Below are 22,748 nucleotides of genomic sequence, written 5' to 3'. Positions count from 1 at the left end.
TTACAGACATGTTTGAAACCCTTATGAATCTGGTTCAGCAGCAATCTGGCCAGGCAGTCGTGAATAACCCGGCTATCCCCAACGAACAGAATGATTCCGTGATGCAGACGGTAGCCAGCAGTATCCTGAGCGGTCTGGGCCAGCAGGCCCAGGGCGGTGGTCTGGGCAACTTGCTCGGGATGGTCGTGAATGGGGGTGGTAACGTGCAGGAGAATCCGGTAACGGGTGGCGTTCAACAACATGTTGAACAGAATCTGATGCAGAAGCTGGGCATTTCGCCCCAGGTGGCGATGTCGGTAGCTTCGGCCGTTGTGCCTATGGTGCTGGGTAAGCTGATGAATAAAGCCGCCGATCCCAACGATAGTAGCGTGGATGGCAACAGCATCCTGGGTGCTGCCACCGGAAAACAGGGAGTCGACTGGATGGGCATGGCCGGTTCAGCCATGGCCGATGGCAAACTGGATATGAACGATCTGCTGCGCGTTGCGGGTCAGCAGGGCGGTGGCGGTGGCCTTGGCGGTATGCTGGGCGGCCTATTTGGCGGACGATAAAAACACTAAACCAGTTAGGGGGGCTCAGATCGTATTCATTCGGTCTGAGCCCTTGTTGTTTATACGGGACAGCCAATTCATTCCTGACAGGAAATGAGGCATACAGTGGCACAGACCCGCCATTCTGGCCCACAAACTCGGCATTTGCTGTCAATCTGACAGCAAATCAAACAAATTTCCCGGCTGGCATTTCTATTGATAGTATGAGTTCGTCTGTCAGCATTCAATTGCAGCAAGAAAGAAACTAAACCAAATAGAATTGGTATCATGGGAAAAATTATTGGTATTGACTTAGGCACCACAAACTCGTGCGTGGCCGTGATGGAAGGCAACGAGCCGGTCGTGATCCCGAACAGCGAAGGAGCCCGTACTACGCCCTCGGTGGTCGCGTTTATGGACAACGGCAACGGCGAACGGAAGGTCGGCGCTCCGGCCAAACGCCAGGCCATCACCAACCCGACAAATACGATCTCATCCATCAAGCGTTTCATGGGCAAACGCTATGGCGAAGTATCGAATGAAATAAAAAACGTTGCGTATGACGTAGAGAACGGCCCCAACTCGACCCCTCGCGTTCGGATTGGCGACCGTCAATATACACCCCAGGAAATCTCGGCCCTGATCCTTCAGAAAATGAAGCAGACCGCCGAAGATTATCTGGGCCAGACCGTGACCGAAGCCGTCATTACCGTACCGGCGTACTTTAACGATGCCGAACGGCAGGCTACCAAAGAAGCGGGTCAGATTGCCGGTCTCGATGTAAAACGCATCATCAACGAGCCTACCGCAGCCGCGCTGGCCTATGGTCTCGATAAGACTGATAAAGATCAGAAAATCGCCGTCTTCGACCTGGGTGGTGGTACGTTCGATATCTCGATCCTGGAACTGGGCGATGGCGTGTTCGAAGTAAAATCGACCGACGGGGATACGCACCTCGGGGGTGATGACTTTGACCAGGTAATCATCGACTGGCTCGCCGACGAGTTCAAGAAAGACGAAGCCATCGATCTGCGTCAGGACCCTATGGCCCTGCAACGCCTGAAAGAAGCCGCCGAGAAAGCTAAAATTGAGCTGTCGAGCTCTACGTCGACGGAGATCAACCTGCCGTACATCATGCCGGTGAATGGTATTCCCAAACACCTGGTCCGTACGCTGAGCCGGTCGAAATTCGAGCAGCTGGCCGATTCGCTGATCCAGCGCTCGCTGGAGCCCTGCCGCAAAGCCCTGAAAAACGCCGGCTTGTCGGCGGGCCAGATCGACGAGGTTATTCTGGTCGGTGGATCGACCCGGATTCCGAAGGTGCAGGACGAAGTGGAGAAGCTCTTCGGTCGCAAACCGTCGAAAGCCGTTAACCCCGACGAAGCCGTAGCCATTGGGGCTGCTGTACAGGGTGGCGTACTGACCGGTGAAGTGAAAGACGTACTGCTGCTCGACGTGATCCCGCTCTCGCTGGGGATCGAAACGATGGGTGGTGTGTTTACCAAAATGATCGAGGCCAACACGACTATCCCGACCAAGAAGTCGGAGGTATATTCGACGGCGTCGGACAACCAGCCCAGCGTGGAAATCAACGTACTGCAGGGCGAGCGTCCCATGGCGCAGCAGAACCGTCAGTTAGGTCGCTTTATCCTGTCTGACATTCCGCCCGCTCCCCGGGGTGTACCCCAGATTGAAGTGACCTTCGATGTCGACGCCAACGGTATTCTGAACGTAACGGCCAAGGACAAAGGAACCGGTAAGGAGCAGAAGATCCAGATTGAAGCATCGAGCGGTTTGACCGACGCTGAAATCAACCGGATGCGCGAAGAAGCCAAAGCCAACGAAGCGGCCGATAAAGCCGAACGGGAAAAAATCGAGAAAGTCAACGCGGCCGACTCGATGATCTTCCAGACCGAGAAGCAGCTCAAGGATTACGGCGATAAGCTCTCGGCCGGCAACAAAACTGCCATTGAAGAGGCACTGGCCGGTCTGCGTACCGCACACGGTTCGCGCGACGCAGCCGCCATCGATTCGGCCCTTGAAACGCTGAACAACGCCTGGGCTGCCGCTTCGCAGGAGCTTTACAACGCTACCAACGGGCAGGGTGCTCCGACAGATGGGGCCGGTTTTGACGGCGGAAACGCCAACCCCGGCGCTGGTCAGGGTCAGCCAACCGATGGTAACGTCTCGGACGTACCGTATGAAGAAGTGAAATAAAATCCGGAACAAACCGGGTTACTCATGCAAAAGCCCCCGCCAGCACTGGCGGGGGCTTTTTAGTTATGGTAAAGACAGTTACTGGCCTTCCTGAGCGGCCTCCCTGAGTTCGGGAAGGCGTCCCTGCAGACGCGAAAGGGTTGCGTTGGGCAGATGGGGCAGTACGAGTCGGGCTACGTAGTTGGCCTCGTCGAGTAGGGGATAGCCAGAGAGGATGAAGGCCCGCATGCCCATGTCCATGTATCGGTTGAGTTTGTCGACGATCTGCTCCGCACTGCCGACCAGCGCTCCACCCGCCCCCGACCGGGCTTTGCCAATATCGGTCCACAAGAGGGGTTCTACAAACCCCTCGGCATCGGCTTCGGTGCGAAGCTCATTCTGCCGACGTACACCCAGCGACCAGGAACTTTGGGACGCGTTCTTCATCGCAGCCCCCCGCACCGGGTCAAACTTTGACATAATATGCCGGGCCCAGGCCCTGGCTTCGGCTTCGGTTTCCCGCACAATGATGTGTATTCTTAACCCGAAATCGACCTGCCGCCCGTAGCGGGCCGCGCGTTGCGAAACGTCTTCCATATTGGCGTACAAACTCTCTTCCTTTTCGGGCCACATCAGAAACACATCGCAATACTGGGCACAGACTTCCCGGGCGCCGTCGGAGGTGCCGCCGAAATAGAGAAGGGGGCCACCGTTCTGCTGGGATGGCCTGATCGGGTCGGTAGAGAGGGAGAGTTTACCATAAACGGGCCCGTCGTGCTCGATGCGGTCGGCGGTCCAGGCCTGCCTGAGGATTTGTATGGTCTCGGCGCAGCGCTGGTAGCGCAATTCGGCATCTTCCTGATAACCGGGCAGGTCGGAGTTGATGATGTTGATCGTGAGTCGCCCCTTCAGCATATGATCCAGCGACGCGAGCGTACGGGCCAGCATGGGCGGGTGCATCTCTCCGCATCGAATAGCCGTCAGGAGGTTGATCCGCTGCAGATCAGGTGCTACCCCCGCGGCAAAAGGAACAACCTCCAGACCGGGCATATAGGAAGTCGGGAGGAGGAGATTGCTGAAGCCCAGGCGTTCGGCCGCCAGCGCAATGTCACGACAATGGGCGAAGGTGGCCCGGGCCGGGTCGCGTACGCTCAGGAATTCAGTATCTTCTCCGCAGAGGTCAGAGAACCAGGCTACTTCGCAGACGCGGTCAGCCGTACGGGTCGCTATAGGAACAATGGGTTGGTCAAGCATAAAATTCAAAGTGCTATCAAGCTGATCGCATCCGCCAGTAAATGAGCAGGCCAACCGCCCCGGCAATGGCTACATCGCGGGCTTCCCGGCCCGAGCTGTTACTGAGCAGCCAGCCACAAAGCAGAACGGCCAGCCCGGACACCAGCCAGCCACCCGCCACCCGGAACTGGGCCGACGGCACATCCTGACGCTGCCGGAGAACGGGTAGGGCCGCGCAGGTCAGCGCAAAATAGGAAAGCCGGATGAGTGTACTCAGAGTGAGCGCGTAGAGAAAGGTTCCGGTTACGGCCAGCAGGAGCTGACTGGTAGCTGTGATGAGAATGGCCACGTACGGGGTTCGAAATCGGGGGTGGGTGCGGGCCAGCCAGCTGGGTAGTTGCTGTTGCTCGGCCATGGCAAAGAGGAGCCTTGGACCGGTCAGCATCAGGGCGTGGAGCGTACCCAGGGCGGTTAACAGTGCAACTATAGTGATGAACAGCGCCCCGGCCGGCCCCACAAACTGCCCCGCAGCGTCGGACAGGGGCCGTTCCGACTGCGCCAGATTCGGCAAGGTACCGATGCAGACAACCTGTACGGCCATGAACAACACCGCCACGGTACCGATCGACACCAGCAGCGCCACCGGAACGGTTCGCTGGGGCTGCTGAACCTCGCCAGACGGGATGGCCGCTACGTCGAAGCCGGAGAAGGTGAAAATCAGGAGCAGGACCGCCTGCGAGAAAGGGGCGTAGTCAGGAACGCCGGGAAACCGGAATGCTGCCGGATCGATGAACAACAACCCAAACACCGCAAAGGCGCCGATCACGACCAGCTTGCTGACCGTGAAGATGGTGTTGACCCGGGCGGATCGCTGTACGCCGATGTAGTTCAGCGTTGCCAGCCCGGCAACCAGAGCCGTCATCAGTCCGGTGCGCTCCCAGCCTTCGGCCAGCTGGGGGCGGAACAGCGCAGCATAGCTCACAAACAGGTTGCAGATCGACGCGAAGCTGGCCACCCGCGACAGCCAGAACAGCCAGCCGACCTCGAAGCCGACCAGGGGCCCGAAGGCAACCCGACTGTATAGATAGGGCCCGCCCGTACTGCTGAACCGGCTGCTGACCTCGGCAAAACAAAGGATAATCAGGGTAACTACGGCCGCACTGACGCCATACGCCAGCAGGCTCCAGGTTCCTACCAGGGCATACAGCCGGGCTGGCAGTCCCAGAATACCCGCGCCTATGGTAATGTTGATGATCAGCGCAATGAAGTCGAACCGACTGATGCCCCGCAGCAAGCCGGATGGGCTGGCGCCTGAACGGCTCACCGGACAGCCGCGTTGGTGCCGAACTTGGTACCGAAAAAGTCGCCTTCGTTCCAGACGGGTCGGCTGTCGGACTGGGCGGTCAGGTAGCCGATCAGGAACTGGAGCTGAACATGGCGGGCAGCCGCGTTCCAGTCGAAGGGCTGGTTCATGTCATCCTGTGGGGTGTGATACACCGTAGCGCGCCAGTCGAGGTTCAGCTTCGTCCCGTCGCGGTCGTCGCCGGTGGTGGACCCGCTCTTGATGTAGATGGCCGGTATGCCCTGCCTGACAAAGCTGAAGTGGTCCGACCGCATGAAAACCGCCTGCTCGGGAATCGGGTCTTTTGCGATTTTCACCCCGACAAACTGGGCCGCTGCGTCCACGGCTCCTTTCATACTCGAATGCTCAGAGCCATAAGGAACGATGTCGAGCAGCGGATGGAAGAAAAACGGCATGTCGAGGCAGAGGTTGGCAACGATACTGGCCTTAGGAACGGTAGGATTGCTGGCAAAATAGTCGGAGCCCAGCAACCCCATTTCTTCGCCCGTTACGGCCACGAACACGATAGACCGGCGTGGCTTCTTTGGCAGGGAGGCAAACAGCCGGGCGGCTTCCAGGTTGATCGAAACGCCCGATGCATTGTCGTGTGCGCCGTTATTGATCGAATCGCCCTTCACGACCCGGCCCACACCCAGGTGGTCGAGGTGGGAGACGTAAACGACATACTCGTTCCGAAGCTGCGGATCACTGCCCGGGAGCATACCCACGATGTTTTCGCCGATCAGGCCGTCGTTGAGGTCCGTCTGGGTACGGGCGCGTACAGACAGGTTGAGCGGAAAAGCCTGTGGCTGGCTTTTGTTGGCCGCGAGCCGGGCTTCTTCAAAGCTTTTGGTACTCGTGGCGAACAGCGAACGAGCCGTTGAGTCGCCCAGCGACGCGATGACCCGCAGTTGCGGAAAGGTTCGCTGGGTCTGTCCCTTAGGATCGGTCCAGCGGTAGATAGCCTGTCGGTTGCGGGGGGCGTTGGATTCGATCCGCGCCCGTACATCGGTGGGCAGACTAAAGGTTATCAGGCCGACGGCGCCCCGGGCCGCGGCTATCTCCTGCTTGGCCGAACCCGTATAGGCCCGCTGGTTAGACGGGAACGTAGCCGGGGCGCCGTTGAAACAGGCTACAATCTTACCCCGTACGTCGATACCGGCGTAATCGTCATAACCCAGCTCCGGAGCCGATACCCCGAAGCCGACAAAAACGACTGGCGCGGACACCTCGCTGGTAGCCTGCCCGAAGTTGGGACTTAGTATGAAGTTTTTGCCGTAGGTAAGCTGCTGTTCCCCTCCGTTCTGAATCAGGGCCATAGAACTGGCCTCTTCCCGAACCTGTGCTTTCCGGAGGGGAACGGCCTGCCGGAAGGTGCCGCGCTGGCCGGCGGGTTTAAAGCCCAGCGTTTTAAACTGGCTTTCGACATACTGAGCCGCCAGCTCGAAGCCGGGCGTGCCCGGTCGGCGACCCGCCAGTTTATCGTCAGACAGGTAGCGCATGTGCGCTTCGATGGCTTCGGGCCGCACCTGACGGGCTGCCTGCTGGGCTTCATTGGGAATGGTAAGAGAGGTAGTCTGGGCTGAAGCCAGTTGAAAAAGCCCCAGCTGTACACTGAGGGCAAGGGCAATACGATGTCCTTTCATAAAGCGAGTTGATGTCGGGTGGCGGCAGGCGGTCTGTCGCCGATCACGAAAGATACTAAAAAGCCCGTATCAGGGTGCTGTTGACGTCAGTTTGCTGCGTTTACGGCCGTAGGTGTAGTAGATAACCAGCCCGATGGCCAGCCAGATAATCAGCCGGAGCCAGGTGTCGCCGGGTAGCGAAAACATCATGACGGCGCAGGTAATGATGCCGAGTATGGGTACGACCGGCACCCAGGGCGTGCGGAAGGCGCGGGGCGCATCGGGTTGCTTTTTGCGCAGGATCAGGACGCCCAGGCATACCATAACAAACGCCAGCAGGGTACCGATACTGGTCATCTCGCCCACTACCCGAATGGGGACAAAGCCGGCAAACAGGCCGATGAATACGCAGAGCAGCACGTTTGATTTCCAGGGCGTGCGGAATCGGGGATGCACCTGGGAAAAGGCACTGGGCAGCAGGCCGTCGCGGCTCATCGAGAAAAATACCCGCGACTGCCCCAGCAGGTCGACCAGAATGACGGAGGTATACCCGATCAGGATGGCGCCGATGATCAGCTGGCCCAGCCAGGGGTAAGGAGTTTTGTCGATGGCGATGGCCACGGGGGCCGCGCTGTCTTTAAACTCGGTATAGTTGGCCATCCCCGTCATGACATAGCCGAATACCACGAACAGAATGGTACAGACAACCAGCGAGCCGATGATACCAATGGGCATGTCGCGCTGCGGGTTACGGGCTTCCTGCGCCATGGTCGCTACGATGTCGAAGCCGATGAAGACAAAGAAAACCACACCCGCTCCGCGCAGCACCCCACTCCAGCCGTACTCACCGAACGTTCCGGTGTTGGCGGGTATGTAGGGCTGGTAGTTGGCGGGGTCGATGTAATTCCAGCCAATGGCAATGAAGACCAGGACCACCAGCACCTTCAGCACGACGACAACCGCGTTGAACAGCGCCGAACCCGAGGTGCCGCGTACGATAATACTGGTGATCACCACCACGATCAGCACGGCGGGTAAGTTGATCAGCCCCGATACCACCGACCCATCGGCCCCGGTAGCGGTCTCGAATGGCGACAGCATCAGCTGCGGGGGCAGGTGTAACCCGAAGGTGCCCAGAAACCGGTTCAGGTACTGCGACCAGCTAATGGCTACCGTAGCGGCCCCGACCGAATATTCGAGAACCAGATCCCAGCCGATGATCCAGGCAAACAGCTCGCCCAGGGTGGCGTAGGCGTAGGTATAGGCACTGCCCGCCACGGGTACCATGGCCGCAAATTCGGCATAACAGAGCGCACTGAAGGCACAGCCTACGGCGGCAACAACAAAGGAAAGAGTAACAGCCGGGCCGGCATGATTGGCCGCAGCGATACCCGTCAGAGAAAACAGGCCGGCGCCGATAATGACACCAATGCCGATAGCAACGAGATTGAACGCGCCCAGCGAGCGTTTGAGGGTCTGCTCTCCGCTTTCGGCGGCTTCCTGCCGAAGCAGGGCAAGCGATTTGATACGCATATACTGAAGAATGTTGATGAGCCGCCGGAGCGGTGTTGCCGCCTTCGCCCCAGGTTTGGCGAAGCCGGCTATCCGGGGAGATTGGTTAAACCCCGAAACAAAGGTAGTCATACCAGTAAACACCCTCTGCCGGACGACCAGGGTCAGCAGAGGGTGGGATGATCGATGCAGGGCCGGTGACGGATGAACGGGTACGACCCAGGCTGATGAATCAGTTCTCTTCTTCGCTGATGGGCAGGCCAACGGGGGTGTTCACCAGCGGGCCAAAGAGTACGGCGTTCAGAAAAAGGCGCGACGTACCGTGCCAGTACGACCGGAACGCCGGGTTATCGGCAAAAAGCACCACCCGGCCCTGTCCCTCCGGACTCACCACGATGGCCGCCGAATTGTTGATCTTTTTCAGGTTCTCTTTCGAGACATAGCCACTTACCAGCGAATTGGGGCTGTATTTAGCCACGGTGTTGTAGGGGCTGCTGCCCGACTTGAGCAGGGTGGTCCCGTTGCGGAACACGAAGATGCGCCGGTCCGACAGCCCGAAACCGATAGGATGGGTAATGTCGAGGTCGGCCGTGTAGATAGATCCGGCAACGGCTTTGGTGCCCTCCCGTTCGGCAACGCGGCCAAAATCAGCTCGTTCGGTTGAACGGCTTGTATCCGGCCGGGCCGATGCCAGCAGGTTTTCGCGGGTTAGCCCCTGCCTCACCGCCCACTCGGAAGCGGTTTTGGTCGTGATCAGAGTTCCGCCGTTCTCGACCCAGCTTTTCAGCTTGCTTACCAGCGCTTTATCGAGGCTGTTGTATTGACCACCTACCAGTACCACCGTGTTGTACCGGTTCCAGTCGACCCGGTTCAGGTTGCCGGGGTCGAGCTTGCTGACCGGCAGGTTCAGTTGATCACTGAGTAAAAACCAGACTTCGCCAGCTTCGGACGGGTTCACCCCGGGTCCGGCCAGCAGCGCTACCTCCGGCTTGCGCAGCGCCCGGATGTTATTGCTGCCCAGGTCAATGCCTTTGGCGTTGAAGCCGGTCGAAACCCCGGTAAAGGTAACGCCCGTCCGCTGGCCAACGCTGCTCAGCAGGCTAACGAGCGAGTCGGCCGTAAGCTTCTGACCGGCTACCGGAATGACGATCGAGCCCGCCTGGAAATCGGTCTGTATCGACTCCCGGGGAAGCGACTGAGCACCCGAACCGCCCGGGCGGTTCGGTGGGTTAATGCTGAAGGACTTCAGCGCTACTTTGGTCAGCACCCCGGCCTGTTGCAGCGCCGTCAGCGCCTTCGACGAATGATAGTCTGACCAGTTCAGCAGATACGCGTAGGGCGATGGCCCGCCTGCCAGCCCTCCCTGCACGGGTTTGAGCGTCCTGATCGGTTCGCCGGTTGCCAGGGTCGCGTCTTTGAGTTTGGCGTAGGGGAGGCCGTAACCATGAATCAGTGACCAGCCCGTAACGTCGTAGAAAACACTGTCGTGGAATGTCGTCACCTCCTCAAATATGGAATGGACCAGCCGGTAGTTCGGCTGAGCCGTAGGCACCACATAGGCGCGGCCGGGCTCGAAGGTTTTGCCGCCCGCACTTGTCGTCTGTTTCAGGTCGTAAAAGCGGATGTTATGCCGGAGCAGCAGATCGGCGAAGCGGTTGGTCAGGTTCGGGTCGGCGGCAGCCCCAAAAACATAGGACTTGGTAGGGAATTTCTGCGCATCGGTCAGGGCAGACGCAAAAAAGTCGCGCTGGTGCCGCAGATACAGTTCTTTCTCCTCCACGGCGCCCTGTACCGCAGCCAGCCCCGTACGCAGGTGATTGCGGATCGTGAACGGAAACGTGACGACCCCGTTGCTGCCTTCCTGCGCCAGCCCTCGCGAACTGCCTACTTCGAAGGTAACCCCCACGCCCCCCGTAAAGTCGGGATAGGTCGATCCATAAATGGGCGACAGGTTGTCGAACTGCTCTTTGGTCCAGTAGAGCGACCCGATGCCATCGAGAGCCCGCGCAAAATACCGGGCCAGCCGTACGTTCAGCACGTCGTAGGTGGCCCGGGGAATCAGGTCGTTTTCCGTACTGAAGGGTTTCGAGGGTTCGAAGTAATACGTACTGCTGGTGCCCATCTCGTGAAAATCGATCATCACGTTCGGCAGCCAGTCCTGGTGGAACTTCATCCGGTTGCGGCTTTCTACGTGGGCCAGCGGCAGCCAGTCGCGGTTGAGGTCGTTGAGGTAATGGTTGAACCGACCATTGGGCCAGCCCTCGTTATGCTCCCGGTCGAGGGGGTCGGTCACCGGCGGAACGGATTTGTGCTGGTTGAACCACTGGGTGGCCCGGTCGCGGCCATCGGGGTTTTCGGCGGGGTCGAGGGTAACGACGGCTTCGCTGAGCCAGCGGGCTACATCGGGGCTGGTCGAGGCCGTCAGGTAGTAGGCCGTCAGCAGGGCGGCTTCACTGCTCGAGCTCTCGTTGCCGTGTACGGTATAGGCCAGGTGAACAACAACCGGCAGCGCGCCATAGCTGGGAGCGCTGGCTTTGGGGTCGGCCAGTTGCAGGTGCTGCTGCCGAATCGTTTCCAGATTTTTCTGGTTGGGGGCCGAGGTGAAAAAGGCAATCACCTGCGGCCGTTCTTCGTAGGTTTTGCCGATGGGTTGCAGGCTGACTTTGTCCGACAGTCGATCCAGTTCCTTCAGGTAATCGACGATACGGTCGTAGCGGGTAAAATGGGAGCCGACGGGGTAGCCCAGAAACTGCTCGGGGGTCGGTATGGCCGGGTCGAAGGCGGCTTTATGATCGGCGAAGTAATAGCTGCTCTGGGCAAGGGTCGGTTCGGTGACCGCCAGGGAGCCCAGCAAGGCCATGGCCAGTAGGTACGGTTTGCGCATAGTGGGTAGCTTTTCGGGTAAGGTTGGGTGGCCCGGCACCAGTCTGGCCGGTGCCGGGCCGGAAAAATCAGGCGATGACGCGAATAACGGCTTCGGAGAACCGCTCCATCTCTTCTAGTTGCGGACTGCACTGCAGCAGCAGAAAGTCGACCCCAACGGCTTCGAAGGCCGCTACCTGCTCGGCAACCTGGTCTGGCACGCCGGTCAGCCCCGACCGCAGGCCCCGATTGGATACCGAATAGTCGGCCAGGGAGGGCTGCTTCTCCAGCTGGGTGCCGGCCAGCCACTGCTGGTAGTTTTTGTAGCCAGCCGACGAATGCTGCACGTTGGTGATGCGGTCGATCTCGCGCTTCACCTCGGCTTCGGTGTTACGCACGATCGAGTAGCCCGCCACGCCGAACTTCATGGGCGGCAGCTCGGGACGTAGCCGTGCGCGCCGTTCGCGGAGGTCGTTGATTCGGCGGCCGATGGCGGCCGGCTCGTCGCCGTGCATCACATACCCGTCGCAGAGGCTGGCAATCATGTTTTTGGCTGCTTCGGACTCACCGCCTGCGTAGATGAACGGCCGGGGCGAGGAGATCGGTTTGGGCTGCAGAATCGAGTCCTCTACCCGGTAGTAGTTGCCGGTGAACGAAAAATGATCCTGTTTCCAGAGGTTGTCGACCACGTGCAGCCATTCGGCGGTGCGCGCATACCGGTCGTCGTGCTGTTCGAAATGAACCCCGTACTTACGCGCTTCGTCCTGCCACCACGAGGATACAACGTTGAGGGTTAAGCGGCCTCCGCTGATGTGGTCGATATTAGCGGCCTGTTTGGCCAGCAGCGCGGGCTGATGAAAGGTAGGCCGAACCGCGACCATCAGTTCGATGCGGTTCGTAACGGCCGCCAGCGCAGCCGCCGTCGACCAGGCGTCGAGCGAAGGGGCCTCTTCGCCTTTGATGTCATTCAGGTTCAGTTCAGCAATCAGCGTCAGGTCGTAGCCCCAGTCTTCTGAGCGCTGGGCCAGGTTTTTGACATACGCCCAATCGGGGCGCATCTGCTCGTCGTCGATGTTGCGAAGCCACCCGCCAAAAACGGGTAGCCAGTAGCCAAATTTCATAGGTATGGGATTAAACGGATGCTGTCTCTAAAATCGGGGCCTTCGGGGCGTTGGTCGGTAGGGTCGCCAGTTGCGTTCCCAGGTAGTCGACGAAGCGGGCGTAGGGGTCAAAGCCTACTACGTTCACGGCATCGGCGACGAAGTTGGAGAGGGCGTTGATGTCGTAGAACAGCACCGCACCGGTCTGGTCGTCGATCAGGTACTCGACCCCGCCCACGTCCATATGAGCCGCCCGGGCAATCTGCTCCACCTGGTCGATGATCTCGGCCGGGGGCGTGTAGGCTTCGACCTGAATCCCTTTTTTAGGCGCTTCCGTCAGGCAGAAATCAGCCGAAGGCGCTTCGGGAATGGCGCAGATCTCGGCCGGACAAAGGTTGAAGCTTTCGCCCGTGGTGAAAACTTTCATGGCGTACAGAAACTGGCCGTTCAGCGTTTCAACCCGAACGATATGCCCAGCCCGCGGCTGGATGTACTCCTGCACCAGGGCCGTCTGATCGATGCCCAGGTCAATCTGGTCGGCTTCGAGGGCCGCCTGTAACCCGTCGGGCGTATCGAAACGGACAATACCCGCCCCGGCCCCGCCGATATTCACCTTCACGACCAGCGGAAACCGGAGCTGGGCGGCCGCTTTTGGTATCTGCGACACATGGTTGACCACCAGACTTTTGGGGAAGCGGAGACCCAGCGAGGCCAGCAGCGCCAGCTGACGGGCTTTGTTAGTCTCGATGCTGGTAGCCACCGTGCCGTTGATCACCCGTACGCCGATGCGCTCCAGGTGGGTCAGATAGCCCGCCGTATGGAAGATTCCCTGGCCGTTGCCACGCAGGTAAGCCGATGAACTCATCCGGTTCACGACCAGCGCATACGGGCTTTCCGACTCGGACGGATCGTAGAGGTGATGAGCCGCGTCGATTCGTTCGTAGGGGATGGCCCGTCGGTCCAGCTCGGCAAACAGCGGCTTGAACCAGTCGGGGTGTTCATAATAGATGCCAATGGGTTTTTGCGGGGTACTCATAGTCTGTATTTAGTTTGCGAGACAACACCCAAATCGGGGTTCTGATTCATTAAACCGCGATTATCGCCGGGCATTTGTCCGTTTCGTCAGGCTCTGGCTCCTAGTAGCCGGGGTTCTGTATCAGGTCGGGGTCGGCGGCTATGTCATTGAACGGAATGGGAAATACCCATTTCCGTTGATCCGTCAGGCCGAGCACCTCACCCGCCCGCCCGGTGCGGACCAGGTCGAACCAGCGGTGGGCTTCGAAGGCAAACTCGATCCGCCGTTCGTTTTCGATGGCCAGGAGCAGGGCCGCCGGGCTCGTTACGGTTACGGTAGTCAGGCTCGCCCGGCTTCGGATGGCGTTCAGATCGGCCAGTGCATCGGTAAGCTTGTCCTGGCGGGCGCGGGCTTCGGCCCGGATCAGGTACAGCTCGGCGACCCGGATCAGATAGGCTGGATCGTCGCGCTGGGCCGCCCGGTTATACAGGTTGCCATACACGAAATCCGTTGTGCCAACCCGCACGGTAGCCAGCAGGGCCGCGCGGTTTCCGCCAACATCGGCTCGGTTGATCAGGCTCGTAAACTCAGGCGTCGGCTGAAGGGTATACTGGCCGCCCAACGCACTCGGGAACCAGTTGTTCCACTGGCTGTTCTGGTCGGCAATGCTGTAGGTGAGCTCCAGCACCGACTCCGTGCTGCCAAAGGGCGCTGCCGAAAACGCCCGGTAGGGGGTAACCAGCCGATAGGCTGCGCCGGCTAGTACCTGGGTCGCGTAGGTTTCGGCCTCGGCCCACTGCCCCCGGTAGAGGTGCAATCGGGCCCGCAGCGCCCGGGCCGTATTTTTCACCGCCCGGTTTCTCGTGGTGCCGTCGGGCAGTAAACGTTCGGCTTCGATCAGGTCGGCAAGAACCTGGTCATAGGTCTGTACCAGGGTGCTGCGTTTGATACCCTGGCCATCGGCCGCGGAGCGGGTCGGTTTCAGCACCAGCGGTACGCCACCCCAGCCACGGCCAAGGTCGAAATACCCCAGGGCCCGAATGAAATAAGCCTCCCCCAGCAGCTGGTTCTTTTCGGTGGCCGACAGCAGCGGATCAGTCAGGTCAGGCAGAGCCGCAATCACGTTGTTGGCCGAATTGATCGCCTGGTAAATCTGGGTCCAGGTTTCGGTAATGATCACATTGTCGGCGCTCAGGGCGTTCTGGTCGATCTGGTTAAACTGGTTCAGTGTCCCGTTAAAGCGAACGTTGTCGCCGGGCAAATAGCCCAGCACCGGGAAGTTCAGCTGGTAATAATTCTGGACACCACTGTAGGTGCCGAGCAGAGCCGCCCGCGCACTGCCCGCATCGTTGATAGCCCGGCTATCGGGAAGCTGCTGAAAAGGCTGAACATCGAGCGTATCGCAGGAAGCCAGCAGGAACAGGGTAAAAAAAGCGTGAATGTACTTCATGGTATTGCTCGGGAAAGTGGCTACAGACCAATGGTTAACCCGGCCTGAATGGTACGGGGCTGGGGTACGGTGGCCCAGTCGAAGTTTTTGGTATTGGCTACGTTGCTTTGCGAGTTCACCTCAGGGTCGAGGCCCGAGTAGGGGGTAATGGTAAAGAGGTTGGTGGCCTGTACGTAGGCCCGCACGGAAGCCAGCCGGAGCCGGGTCAGGAGCGGAGCCGGCAGCCGGTATCCCAGCGACAGTGTACGCAGCCGGATGAACGAGCCGTCTTCGAGGTAACGGTCGCTCAGATTCTGCACAACGCCCCCGTAGTTATTGTTGTTGGGGTCGGTGGTCAGCCTCGGAATAGAGGTCTGGTCGCCCCGCTGCTGCCAGCGGTTGAGCTGATCCGGGTAATAGCCAATGTTCCGCTGCGTGCCGCCGTGGACCAGAAAGAACCGGTTCATATTCATGATCTTGGCACCCTGCTCGACGTACAGGTTGAGGCCCAGGTCGAACCCTTTGTAGGCCAGGGTATTGGAAAAGCCGCCAAAGAAGTTTGGCCAGGCATTGCCAACCAGCTGCCGGTCGGCAACGGTGATGGCCCCGTCGTTATTGACGTCCTGGTATTCGGCATCACCGGTTTCGGGATTGACCCGAGTTTGCCGGTACAGCCAGAACGAGTAGAGAGACGCACCTTCTTCGAGCCGGAAAATATCCCGTGAGCCGGTAGTGATAGGAGCCGCCAGTTTTTCGATGCGGTTGATGTTCCGGGCCAGGTTGAACGAACTGCTCCAGCTCAGCTCCCGCCGGTTGATCCAGTTGGCGGTTACCTGGAACTCGATGCCTTTGTTGCTGACGGCGCCGAAATTCTGGATCACCGAGGAGTAGCCAAGCTTGCGGGGTACGGGTACGTTCAGCAGCAGTCCGTAGGTGTATTTGTCGTAGTAATTGACTTCCAGAGCCAGTCGGCGTTTCAGCACGGCTGCGTCGAGCCCGATGTTCCACTGGCGGGTCGTTTCCCAGCTCAGGTCCGCATTGGCCAGTTGCAGGGGCGCCGTGCCGGGCAGGTCGAGGTAGTTGGCGCCACCCTGCCACAAGCCCAGCGATGCGAAGTCGCTGATACCGGCCTGGTTGCCGGTCAGTCCCCAGCTGGCCCGCAGCTTCAGTTCATCGAAGGCGTTCAGATTGCGCAGGAAATTTTCTTCCGACACCCGCCAGCCCAGACCAACGGACGGAAAGTAGCCCCAGCGCCGGGACAGACCGAAACGCGACGATGCATCGGCCCGCAGGCTGGCATCCAGGGAGTAGCGGTCCCGAAAGTTATAATTGGCCTTGCCGAAGAAAGACACCAGACCCGCCTTCGACCGGCTCGACGAACCGGTCTGGGTGGCAGACGAAGCAATGGTTTGCAGATCGTTGGAGGGGAACTGCTGGCCGCTGAGTGTTGTGCGCTGAAACGTATTCTGCTGGAGGGTATTGCCAACCAGAACCTGTACCGAATGCTGGTCGGCAAAGGTCTGTCGGTAGGTCAGTACCTGCTCATTCAGCAGGGTGACATCGCGTGAGAGAAACGACGTAGCCGTACCGCGGGGTTGCCCCGCCAGCAACAGGGTGTTGTTGTAGTTGTTCTCGTACATATCGTTGAAGTCGATGCTCCAGCTGCTGCGCAGGCTCAGATGCGGAGAGAAGTCATAGACACCGAACAGATTGCTGATGATGCGCGACCCTACCGCGTTGTTGTTCAGGTTGTTGATGAGAGCCAGGTGGTTGTCGAAGTTGCCGTATTTGGCATACGAGCCATCGGCATTGAAAACGGGCAGGTTGGAGCGGGGAAACAGCGCCGAATTAATGACACCCGCCGGATTGTTGTCATTGCTGCTGACGTTCCGGATGGTGCGGGCCAGGGTGGTGCTGGTCCCGATCTTCAGCCGGTCGTTTACCTGATTGTCGAGGTTGATGCGCAGGCTGTAGCGTTCAAAATTGGTCGGCCGTACGATCGACTCCTGCCTGAAATAGCCTCCTCCGATATAAAACTGCGTTTTGTCGGTGCCGCCCGAGGCCGACAGCTCGTAGTTAGCCGTGCGGGCCGTCCGGAACAGATTGTTGATGCGGTTAAAGGTAGGCTGCTGCTGGGGTAAACCCAGGCCGCCGTCCGCTACAGCGCGGTAGGGGATATTGGCCGGGTTCCCGCCGTCGTTGATGAAGCGTTCATTTTCCAGTTCGGCCAGCTGCTGACCGGTTACCGTTTCAAAGACCTTCGGCGCTTTTGACCAGCCCTGGTAGGTATCGAAGGTGAGCCGGGTTTTGCCCGACTTACCGCGTTTGGTGGTGATCAGGACAACCCCGTTGGCCCCGCGCGATCCGTAAATGGCCGTGGCATTGGCGTCTTTTAAAATTTCGATGGATTCGATATCGGCCGGATTCAGGTCGGCCAGCGGGTTAGAAGGGACCTGGTTGCCGAGTCCAGTGGCTACCAGGTTGGTGTTATTGATGAACACCCCGTCAACCACATACAGCGGATCGTTGCCGGCATTGACCGAGTTGGTGCCCCGCACCCGGATAAAAATGCCGCCCCCCGGCACCCCCGAATTGGCCTGAACCTGCACCCCCGGGGCCCGACCCTGCAGAAGCTGATCGGGACTCGCAACGGGGATGTCTTTCAGATCGTCACCCTTTACGGTCGAGATGGCACTGGTCAGTGACTTCCGGCTCTGTTCGCCATAGCCCGTCACAACGATCTCCGACAATTGCCGGACGTCATTCTGGAGCCGGATCGTCAGCGGCTCGCCGGCTGGTCTGATTTCCTGGGTTACATACCCAATGGCGCTGATGATCAGCAGGGTGTTTGCCTGGTCGAGAACCAGCGAGAAGCGGCCTTCGGCATCCGTAGATGTGCCCTGACTGGTGCCTTTTACCGCAACGGTTACGCCGGGCAGACGCTCGCCATCTTCTGCCTGGATGGTGCCGGTTAGGCGGGTTTGCCCTGTCCCGCCAGATTGGGCCAGTACAGTACTGGTCAGGAGTAGCCAGCCGGCTACCCATGCCGATAAAGATTTAAACATGGTATGAACTGTGGTTACGTGAAAACTGGCCTGCCAGGGCCTGTAAATAGACTGACCGAACCGGTTGCCGCCGATCCGCTCAGCGGTAGTCAGCGGCCGCCGGTTGTCGCCGGGACTGGTTCGTTTTTAAGGAGTTTGTCAATCGTCTGGTTGAATTCGGCTACGTAGGCATCATAATAGCTGCCGGTAGCCGGACCCGTGTACCCCGTATGAATCTGCGCTACCTTACCCTGACGATCCAGTATAATCGTTGTCGGGAAGGCCAGCACCCTGTTCAGGGCAGGGAGGGCGTCGGAAGCTGCTTTCTTGTCGGCCAGACCCGCAAACAGGATGTCGTATTGTACATCAAACCGGTTGATGAGCCGGGAGAGGGCGGTTTTGGCGAATGCGAGATCGTTCTTCCGCTCAAACGCCAGTCCGATAATCTCGACACCCCGCTGCCGGTTGGCTTTGTACCAGGGCGCCAGAAAAGCCGCTTCGTCGATGCAGTTGGGGCACCAGCTGCCCAGAATGGTAACGACCACTACTTTATCCTTGTATTTGGCATCGGTGAGCGAAACCGGCTTTCCGGTCAGGTCGGGGAAAGTGAACGCAAGCTGGTTATAACCCGGTTTCAGCTGGGTGAGGCTGTAGAGATCGGGTAGTTTGGCCCCATCATTCTTTTTGCCCGTTACCGGTATGGTGCCCCGGATGTAGCGAAACGTACCGGTCAGGCTGCCGTCAGGCTGAATGGTACCCTGAAAAACCGAAGGTGATGATCCGCTGAACGCCGAAAGTCTGAACTCATTTCCGGTAACCTGCCCGTCGAGGTACCGATAGTCCCCGGTCGTTGTCAGAATGGTTCCGGTTACGCGGCTGCCGGTTTGGGTAAAAACGCCCACGGTCTGATTGACGTCGTTCGGGTCGTTTGGATTGCGCTGGATGCCAATTTCCCATTTTCCGGTCAGGCTAACGGTCGGGGCAGCCCCTTTTTCGAATCGGTCCGAACGCCCGTACGCGGCCGTTACGGGGATGGGGCGTCCCTGACCAGCCCGGTAAATACCCGTCAACAGCTGGCCCGAGCGTTTGAAACGAAGGCTGGCGTCATAAAGGGGAATGGGAATGACGATCGAATCGCCTTCGGCATGAGTACCCGTCAGCTCTTCCCGCTCGTTTGCATTCAGCAGGTAGACAGTTACCGCTGCATTGTTTTTGACTTGCACCTCGAAGTTAAACGGTATGGCTCCCGAGGAGGTTTGAAATTCGCCCCGGTACTGACCGGCTGGCAACGAAACCGGCGTTTGCACCAGGGCTACTGTGCCCATGAGCAGGGTACCGGTCAATGCACCTAAAGTTGCTTTCATAAAACTGGTTGTATAAAGTGAATGATTGATAATCAGGTGATGTTCAGTATTAATATTTATAATCTATATATTAAATAGATTAAACTTGGAAATAAAGAAGCCAGCGTGTAGGCTGACTTGGTTTGGGTGGGCAGTGATGGAACCGAACTGCCGGGAGCAAAATTGGGGCGTGAAGTTTGGTTCTGCAAGAAAAAGTTAAAAAAATGATTGTCAGCTGGTTATGTAATAGTCTATCGGGTTTTAGGTGTATTGGGTATACCGATTGCCTACGAAAGTTTTGGGTTCATGCCAAGTAAGTCAGCCACAGCGAGTAAGCTGAACCAGCCGGAAACCGAGGTAGAGGGAGCTCTCTTTTTGGAAAGAAACCGGCCAAAATTTTTATTTTTCAAAATAGTGCACAAAATTTATAGGACAAACAGACTAGTTCTATAAGTCTATAGGCTTGCAACGTTAACCTAAGCACGTATGATCTCGAAAAAAGCGAAATACGCCATCAAGGCCCTCAAAGCACTGGCAGCTGCGTACGGCAACGGACCGGTGCTGATTGCATCGATTGCGGAAAAGGAATCGATTCCACAAAAGTTTCTGGAGACCATACTCCTGGAGTTGCGAAATCATGGTATCCTGCAAAGTCAGAAAGGAAAAGGAGGGGGGTACCTGCTCCGGATCGAACCGGAACGGATCACCCTGGCTCAGGTCATACGGATCATTGATGGCCCTATTGCGCCCACTCCCTGTGTGTCGCTGAACTTCTACGTCCGCTGCGACGACTGTGAGGATGAAGAAACCTGCGCCATTCGACCCATCATGTTAAAAGTTCGCAATGCGAATCTGAGTGTGTATGAATCCACGACCATGCAGATGCTGGTTGACGGAACGCACAAACTGGCCCAGGTAGCTTAGCCTGCCGGGTAATGTGCTCTAAAAATACCAAAGGCCGGAACCTGGGCGGTCCGGCCTTTGGGCTTCCAGGCTTCGTGTCGCCTAGGCGTTTTTCATGTTCTTATCAATAGTGGTGATTCGTTCCAGGTGCTTCTGAAGCGTAGGCAGCGTTTTGGCCGCAAAGGCTTTCATGTCGGCATCTTTGGCATCGTCGGCAGCTTCTTTGAACAGTTTTACGTCTTCCTCGTGATCATCGACCATCAGTTCCACGTATTTTTTGTCGAATTCAGCGCCGGTCAGTTTCGCCAGCTCATCCACATGTTTCTGCTCGTCATCGCCGAGCCGGGCGGGCAGGGTGATGTTTTTCTGGCCGGCCAGTGTCTTTAGCTCGTCGTGGGCCATCTGGTGGTCTTTCAGCATCATGGCGGCAAACTCCTTAACGTCGTTGCTCTGGGCTTTCTCACGGGCCATACGGGCCAGTTCCATTTCGAGCATACCCCCGTTGGCGGCTTTCACCGCAAAGTCGTTATCATCATCAGCCTGACCGGTACCGGCCTGTTCTTTGGTGTCGTTAGCGTCGTGGGCGTTTTCAACACTGTCGGTGCTGTCTTTTTTGTTTTCGTTGCAGGCCTGCAAACCTATTGTTGCCGCAACGAGGATCATTACGAGTGTCTTTTTCATAGCGTTGTTGTGTATACGGGTGAACCTCCTGGTATGGAACTGACAGGCAAGTATCTCGTTTACCAGGTTCCCATTTCTCTATTAAACGGACTTACGTCGGGTAATTCTGGCTGATTGTTTCCTTTCTTTAAAAGGAAAAATTACTTTCGGGACTTAACCGAATAAACGTACAACCCTTGTATGGACCCATTTCAGATTCAGAAACCCCCCACGCAGTTTGACGTAGCCATTGTTGGTTCCGGCGCCGGGGGGGGGATGGCGGCTTACACACTGGCAAAAGCCGGGGCAAAAGTCGTGCTTCTCGAAGCCGGTGGCTATTATGATCCTGCCGACCCCAAGTATATTACCCAGCTGAAATGGCCATGGGAATCGCCCCGGCGGGGGGCTGGTACTACGCGGGCATTCGGTGATTTCGATGCTGCCTGGGGCGGCTGGGATATTGAAGGCGAACCGTATACCACCGCCAAGGGCACCGAGTTTCACTGGTTTCGGTCGCGCATGCTCGGCGGCCGGACCAACCACTGGGGGCGTATCTCACTCCGGTTCGGTCCCGATGATTTCCGGCGTAAAAGTATGACCGGCGTTGGTCAGGACTGGCCCATCGGCTACGATGATCTGAAACCGTTTTACGACCGGGTCGACCGGCTTATCGGCGTGTTCGGGTCGGTCGAGAATTTTCCTAATGAGCCCGACGGTATCTTCCTGCCCGCCCCCAAACCCCGGCTCCACGAGCTGATGATCCGGAAGGGAGCCCGCAGTATCGGTATCCCGGTCATTCCGTCGCGGCTGTCGATGCTGACCAAACCCATCAACGATGAGCGGGGGTCCTGTTTTTACTGTGCGCAGTGTGGTCGCGGTTGTCAGGCCTATGCCGACTTCTCGTCGTCGTCGGTGCTGGTAAAACCGGCCATGAAAACCGGGAATGTTACCCTGATCAACGGGGCCATGGTCCGCGAAGTGATCACCGACCCGGCCACGGGCCTGTGTACGGGCGTGAGCTACGTCGATACCCAGACGCTGCAGGAAGTGACCATCAAGGCCAAATCGGTGGTTCTGGCGGCCAGTGCGGGCGAAACGGCCCGGTTGCTGCTGAACTCCAAGTCGAGCCGGTTCCCGACGGGGCTGGCCAACAGCAGTGGGGTGGTCGGTAAATACATCAACGACTCGACCGGGGCCAGCCGTTCGGCGTTCGTACCGGCGCTGATGGATCGGAAGCGCTATAACGAAGACGGCGTAGGGGGTATGCACGTGTTTACGCCCTGGTGGCTGGATAACAAGAAGCTGGATTTCCCAAGGGGGTACCATATCGAATACTGGGGCGGCATGGGGATGCCTGCCTATGGGTTCGGCTGGGGCGTTGAAGCGCTGAACGGTATGATTGCCGCCCGCGACGGCAGCAAGAAGCCGGGTGGCGGGTACGGTGCCGGGCTGAAGGATGACTACCGCCGGTTCTACGGCGCCTATGTCGGCATGGCCGGTCGGGGCGAGCCGGTGCCGCTCGAAAGCAACTACTGCGAAATTGATCCCAACGTGGTAGACAAATACGGGATTCCCGTGCTGCGGTTCAACTACAAATGGTCTGATTATGAAGTGAAGCAGGCCAAACACATGCAGGATACCTTCGAGGAAATTATCCACTCGATGGGGGGTATCGCCCTGGGCGAAAAACCCGGTGCCGATAACAGCTACGGACTGGAAGCGCCCGGCAAGATCATCCACGAAGTTGGCACATCCCGCATGGGGAATGACCCGAAAACGTCGGCCCTCAACAAGTTTCAGCAGGCGCATGACGTGAAAAACCTGTTCGTAGTCGATGCGGCCGCGTTCCCGTCGCAGGGGGATAAAAACGTAACCTGGACCATCCTGGCCAGTTCGATGCGCACCTCGGAGTATTTGATCGATCAGGTTAAAAAGAAAAATATTTAACAAAACC

General features: G+C 58.3%; 15 protein-coding genes. 4 read left to right on the top strand and 11 right to left on the bottom strand.

Going from position 1 to position 22,748, the window contains the following annotated elements:
• The first annotated feature begins 8 nt into the window (after nucleotides 1–8).
• Nucleotides 9–551, top strand: a complete 543-nt coding sequence (locus B1C80_RS10025) for a DUF937 domain-containing protein (protein ID WP_077920958.1) — start codon at nucleotides 9–11, stop codon at nucleotides 549–551.
• Between the two features lie 267 nt (nucleotides 552–818).
• The gene (gene dnaK / locus B1C80_RS10020; protein WP_077920957.1) at nucleotides 819–2,747 is read left to right on the top strand and encodes a molecular chaperone DnaK; all 1,929 of its coding nucleotides are present in this window, start codon (nucleotides 819–821) and stop codon (nucleotides 2,745–2,747) included.
• A 78-nt stretch (nucleotides 2,748–2,825) separates the two neighbouring features.
• On the opposite strand, the gene B1C80_RS10015 is transcribed toward dnaK, so the two are convergent.
• The 10 genes from B1C80_RS10015 to B1C80_RS09970 form a co-directional block, all read right to left on the bottom strand.
• Nucleotides 2,826–3,980, bottom strand: coding sequence for an LLM class flavin-dependent oxidoreductase (locus B1C80_RS10015; RefSeq protein WP_077920956.1), 1,155 nt, complete (start codon nucleotides 3,978–3,980; stop codon nucleotides 2,826–2,828).
• A gap of 16 nt (nucleotides 3,981–3,996) precedes the next feature.
• Nucleotides 3,997–5,283, bottom strand: coding sequence for an APC family permease (locus tag B1C80_RS10010; protein ID WP_077920955.1), 1,287 nt, complete (start codon nucleotides 5,281–5,283; stop codon nucleotides 3,997–3,999).
• Complete coding sequence (locus tag B1C80_RS10005) at nucleotides 5,280–6,947, bottom strand: M28 family metallopeptidase (protein ID WP_077920954.1); 1,668 nt, start codon at nucleotides 6,945–6,947, stop codon at nucleotides 5,280–5,282. Before B1C80_RS10005 ends, B1C80_RS10010 begins: the two co-directional genes overlap by 4 nt.
• A 69-nt stretch (nucleotides 6,948–7,016) precedes the next feature.
• Nucleotides 7,017–8,459 carry an amino acid permease gene (locus tag B1C80_RS10000; protein ID WP_077921154.1) on the bottom strand — a complete coding sequence of 481 codons (1,443 nt, stop codon included), beginning with the start codon at nucleotides 8,457–8,459 and terminating at the stop codon, nucleotides 7,017–7,019.
• A gap of 211 nt (nucleotides 8,460–8,670) precedes the next feature.
• Nucleotides 8,671–11,322 (bottom strand): M14 family zinc carboxypeptidase, encoded by a 2,652-nt coding sequence (locus B1C80_RS09995; RefSeq protein WP_077920953.1) that lies wholly within the window; start codon nucleotides 11,320–11,322, stop codon nucleotides 8,671–8,673.
• A gap of 67 nt (nucleotides 11,323–11,389) precedes the next feature.
• Nucleotides 11,390–12,421 carry an LLM class flavin-dependent oxidoreductase gene (locus tag B1C80_RS09990; protein WP_077920952.1) on the bottom strand — a complete coding sequence of 344 codons (1,032 nt, stop codon included), beginning with the start codon at nucleotides 12,419–12,421 and terminating at the stop codon, nucleotides 11,390–11,392.
• A gap of 10 nt (nucleotides 12,422–12,431) precedes the next feature.
• A complete protein-coding gene (locus B1C80_RS09985) occupies nucleotides 12,432–13,436 on the bottom strand; it encodes a RimK family alpha-L-glutamate ligase (protein ID WP_077920951.1) in 1,005 nt (334 codons plus the stop codon).
• Between the two features lie 100 nt (nucleotides 13,437–13,536).
• Nucleotides 13,537–14,865, bottom strand: coding sequence for a RagB/SusD family nutrient uptake outer membrane protein (locus B1C80_RS09980; protein ID WP_077920950.1), 1,329 nt, complete (start codon nucleotides 14,863–14,865; stop codon nucleotides 13,537–13,539).
• 20 nt (nucleotides 14,866–14,885) lie between these two features.
• Nucleotides 14,886–17,909: a TonB-dependent receptor gene (locus B1C80_RS09975; RefSeq protein ID WP_077920949.1), complete on the bottom strand. Its 3,024-nt coding sequence runs from the start codon at nucleotides 17,907–17,909 to the stop codon at nucleotides 14,886–14,888.
• An 89-nt stretch (nucleotides 17,910–17,998) separates the two neighbouring features.
• Nucleotides 17,999–19,252 (bottom strand): peroxiredoxin, encoded by a 1,254-nt coding sequence (locus tag B1C80_RS09970; protein WP_077920948.1) that lies wholly within the window; start codon nucleotides 19,250–19,252, stop codon nucleotides 17,999–18,001.
• Between the two features lie 465 nt (nucleotides 19,253–19,717).
• On the opposite strand from B1C80_RS09970, the gene B1C80_RS09965 reads away from it, so the two are divergent.
• Nucleotides 19,718–20,155 carry an Rrf2 family transcriptional regulator gene (locus B1C80_RS09965; protein WP_077920947.1) on the top strand — a complete coding sequence of 146 codons (438 nt, stop codon included), beginning with the start codon at nucleotides 19,718–19,720 and terminating at the stop codon, nucleotides 20,153–20,155.
• Between the two features lie 81 nt (nucleotides 20,156–20,236).
• On the opposite strand, the gene B1C80_RS09960 is transcribed toward B1C80_RS09965, so the two are convergent.
• A complete protein-coding gene (locus B1C80_RS09960; protein ID WP_077920946.1) occupies nucleotides 20,237–20,815 on the bottom strand; it encodes a DUF4142 domain-containing protein in 579 nt (192 codons plus the stop codon).
• 180 nt (nucleotides 20,816–20,995) lie between these two features.
• Between B1C80_RS09960 and B1C80_RS09955 the strand changes: the two genes are divergently transcribed.
• The gene (locus tag B1C80_RS09955; RefSeq protein WP_077920945.1) at nucleotides 20,996–22,741 is read left to right on the top strand and encodes a GMC family oxidoreductase; all 1,746 of its coding nucleotides are present in this window, start codon (nucleotides 20,996–20,998) and stop codon (nucleotides 22,739–22,741) included.
• Nucleotides 22,742–22,748 lie beyond the last annotated feature (7 nt).

This window comes from Spirosoma sp. 209 (genome assembly GCF_002006735.1).
Taxonomy (GTDB): domain Bacteria; phylum Bacteroidota; class Bacteroidia; order Cytophagales; family Spirosomataceae; genus Spirosoma; species Spirosoma sordidisoli.
The sequence above is the reverse complement of the archived record's forward strand: the minus strand, read 5'-3'. Positions and strand labels throughout refer to the sequence as shown.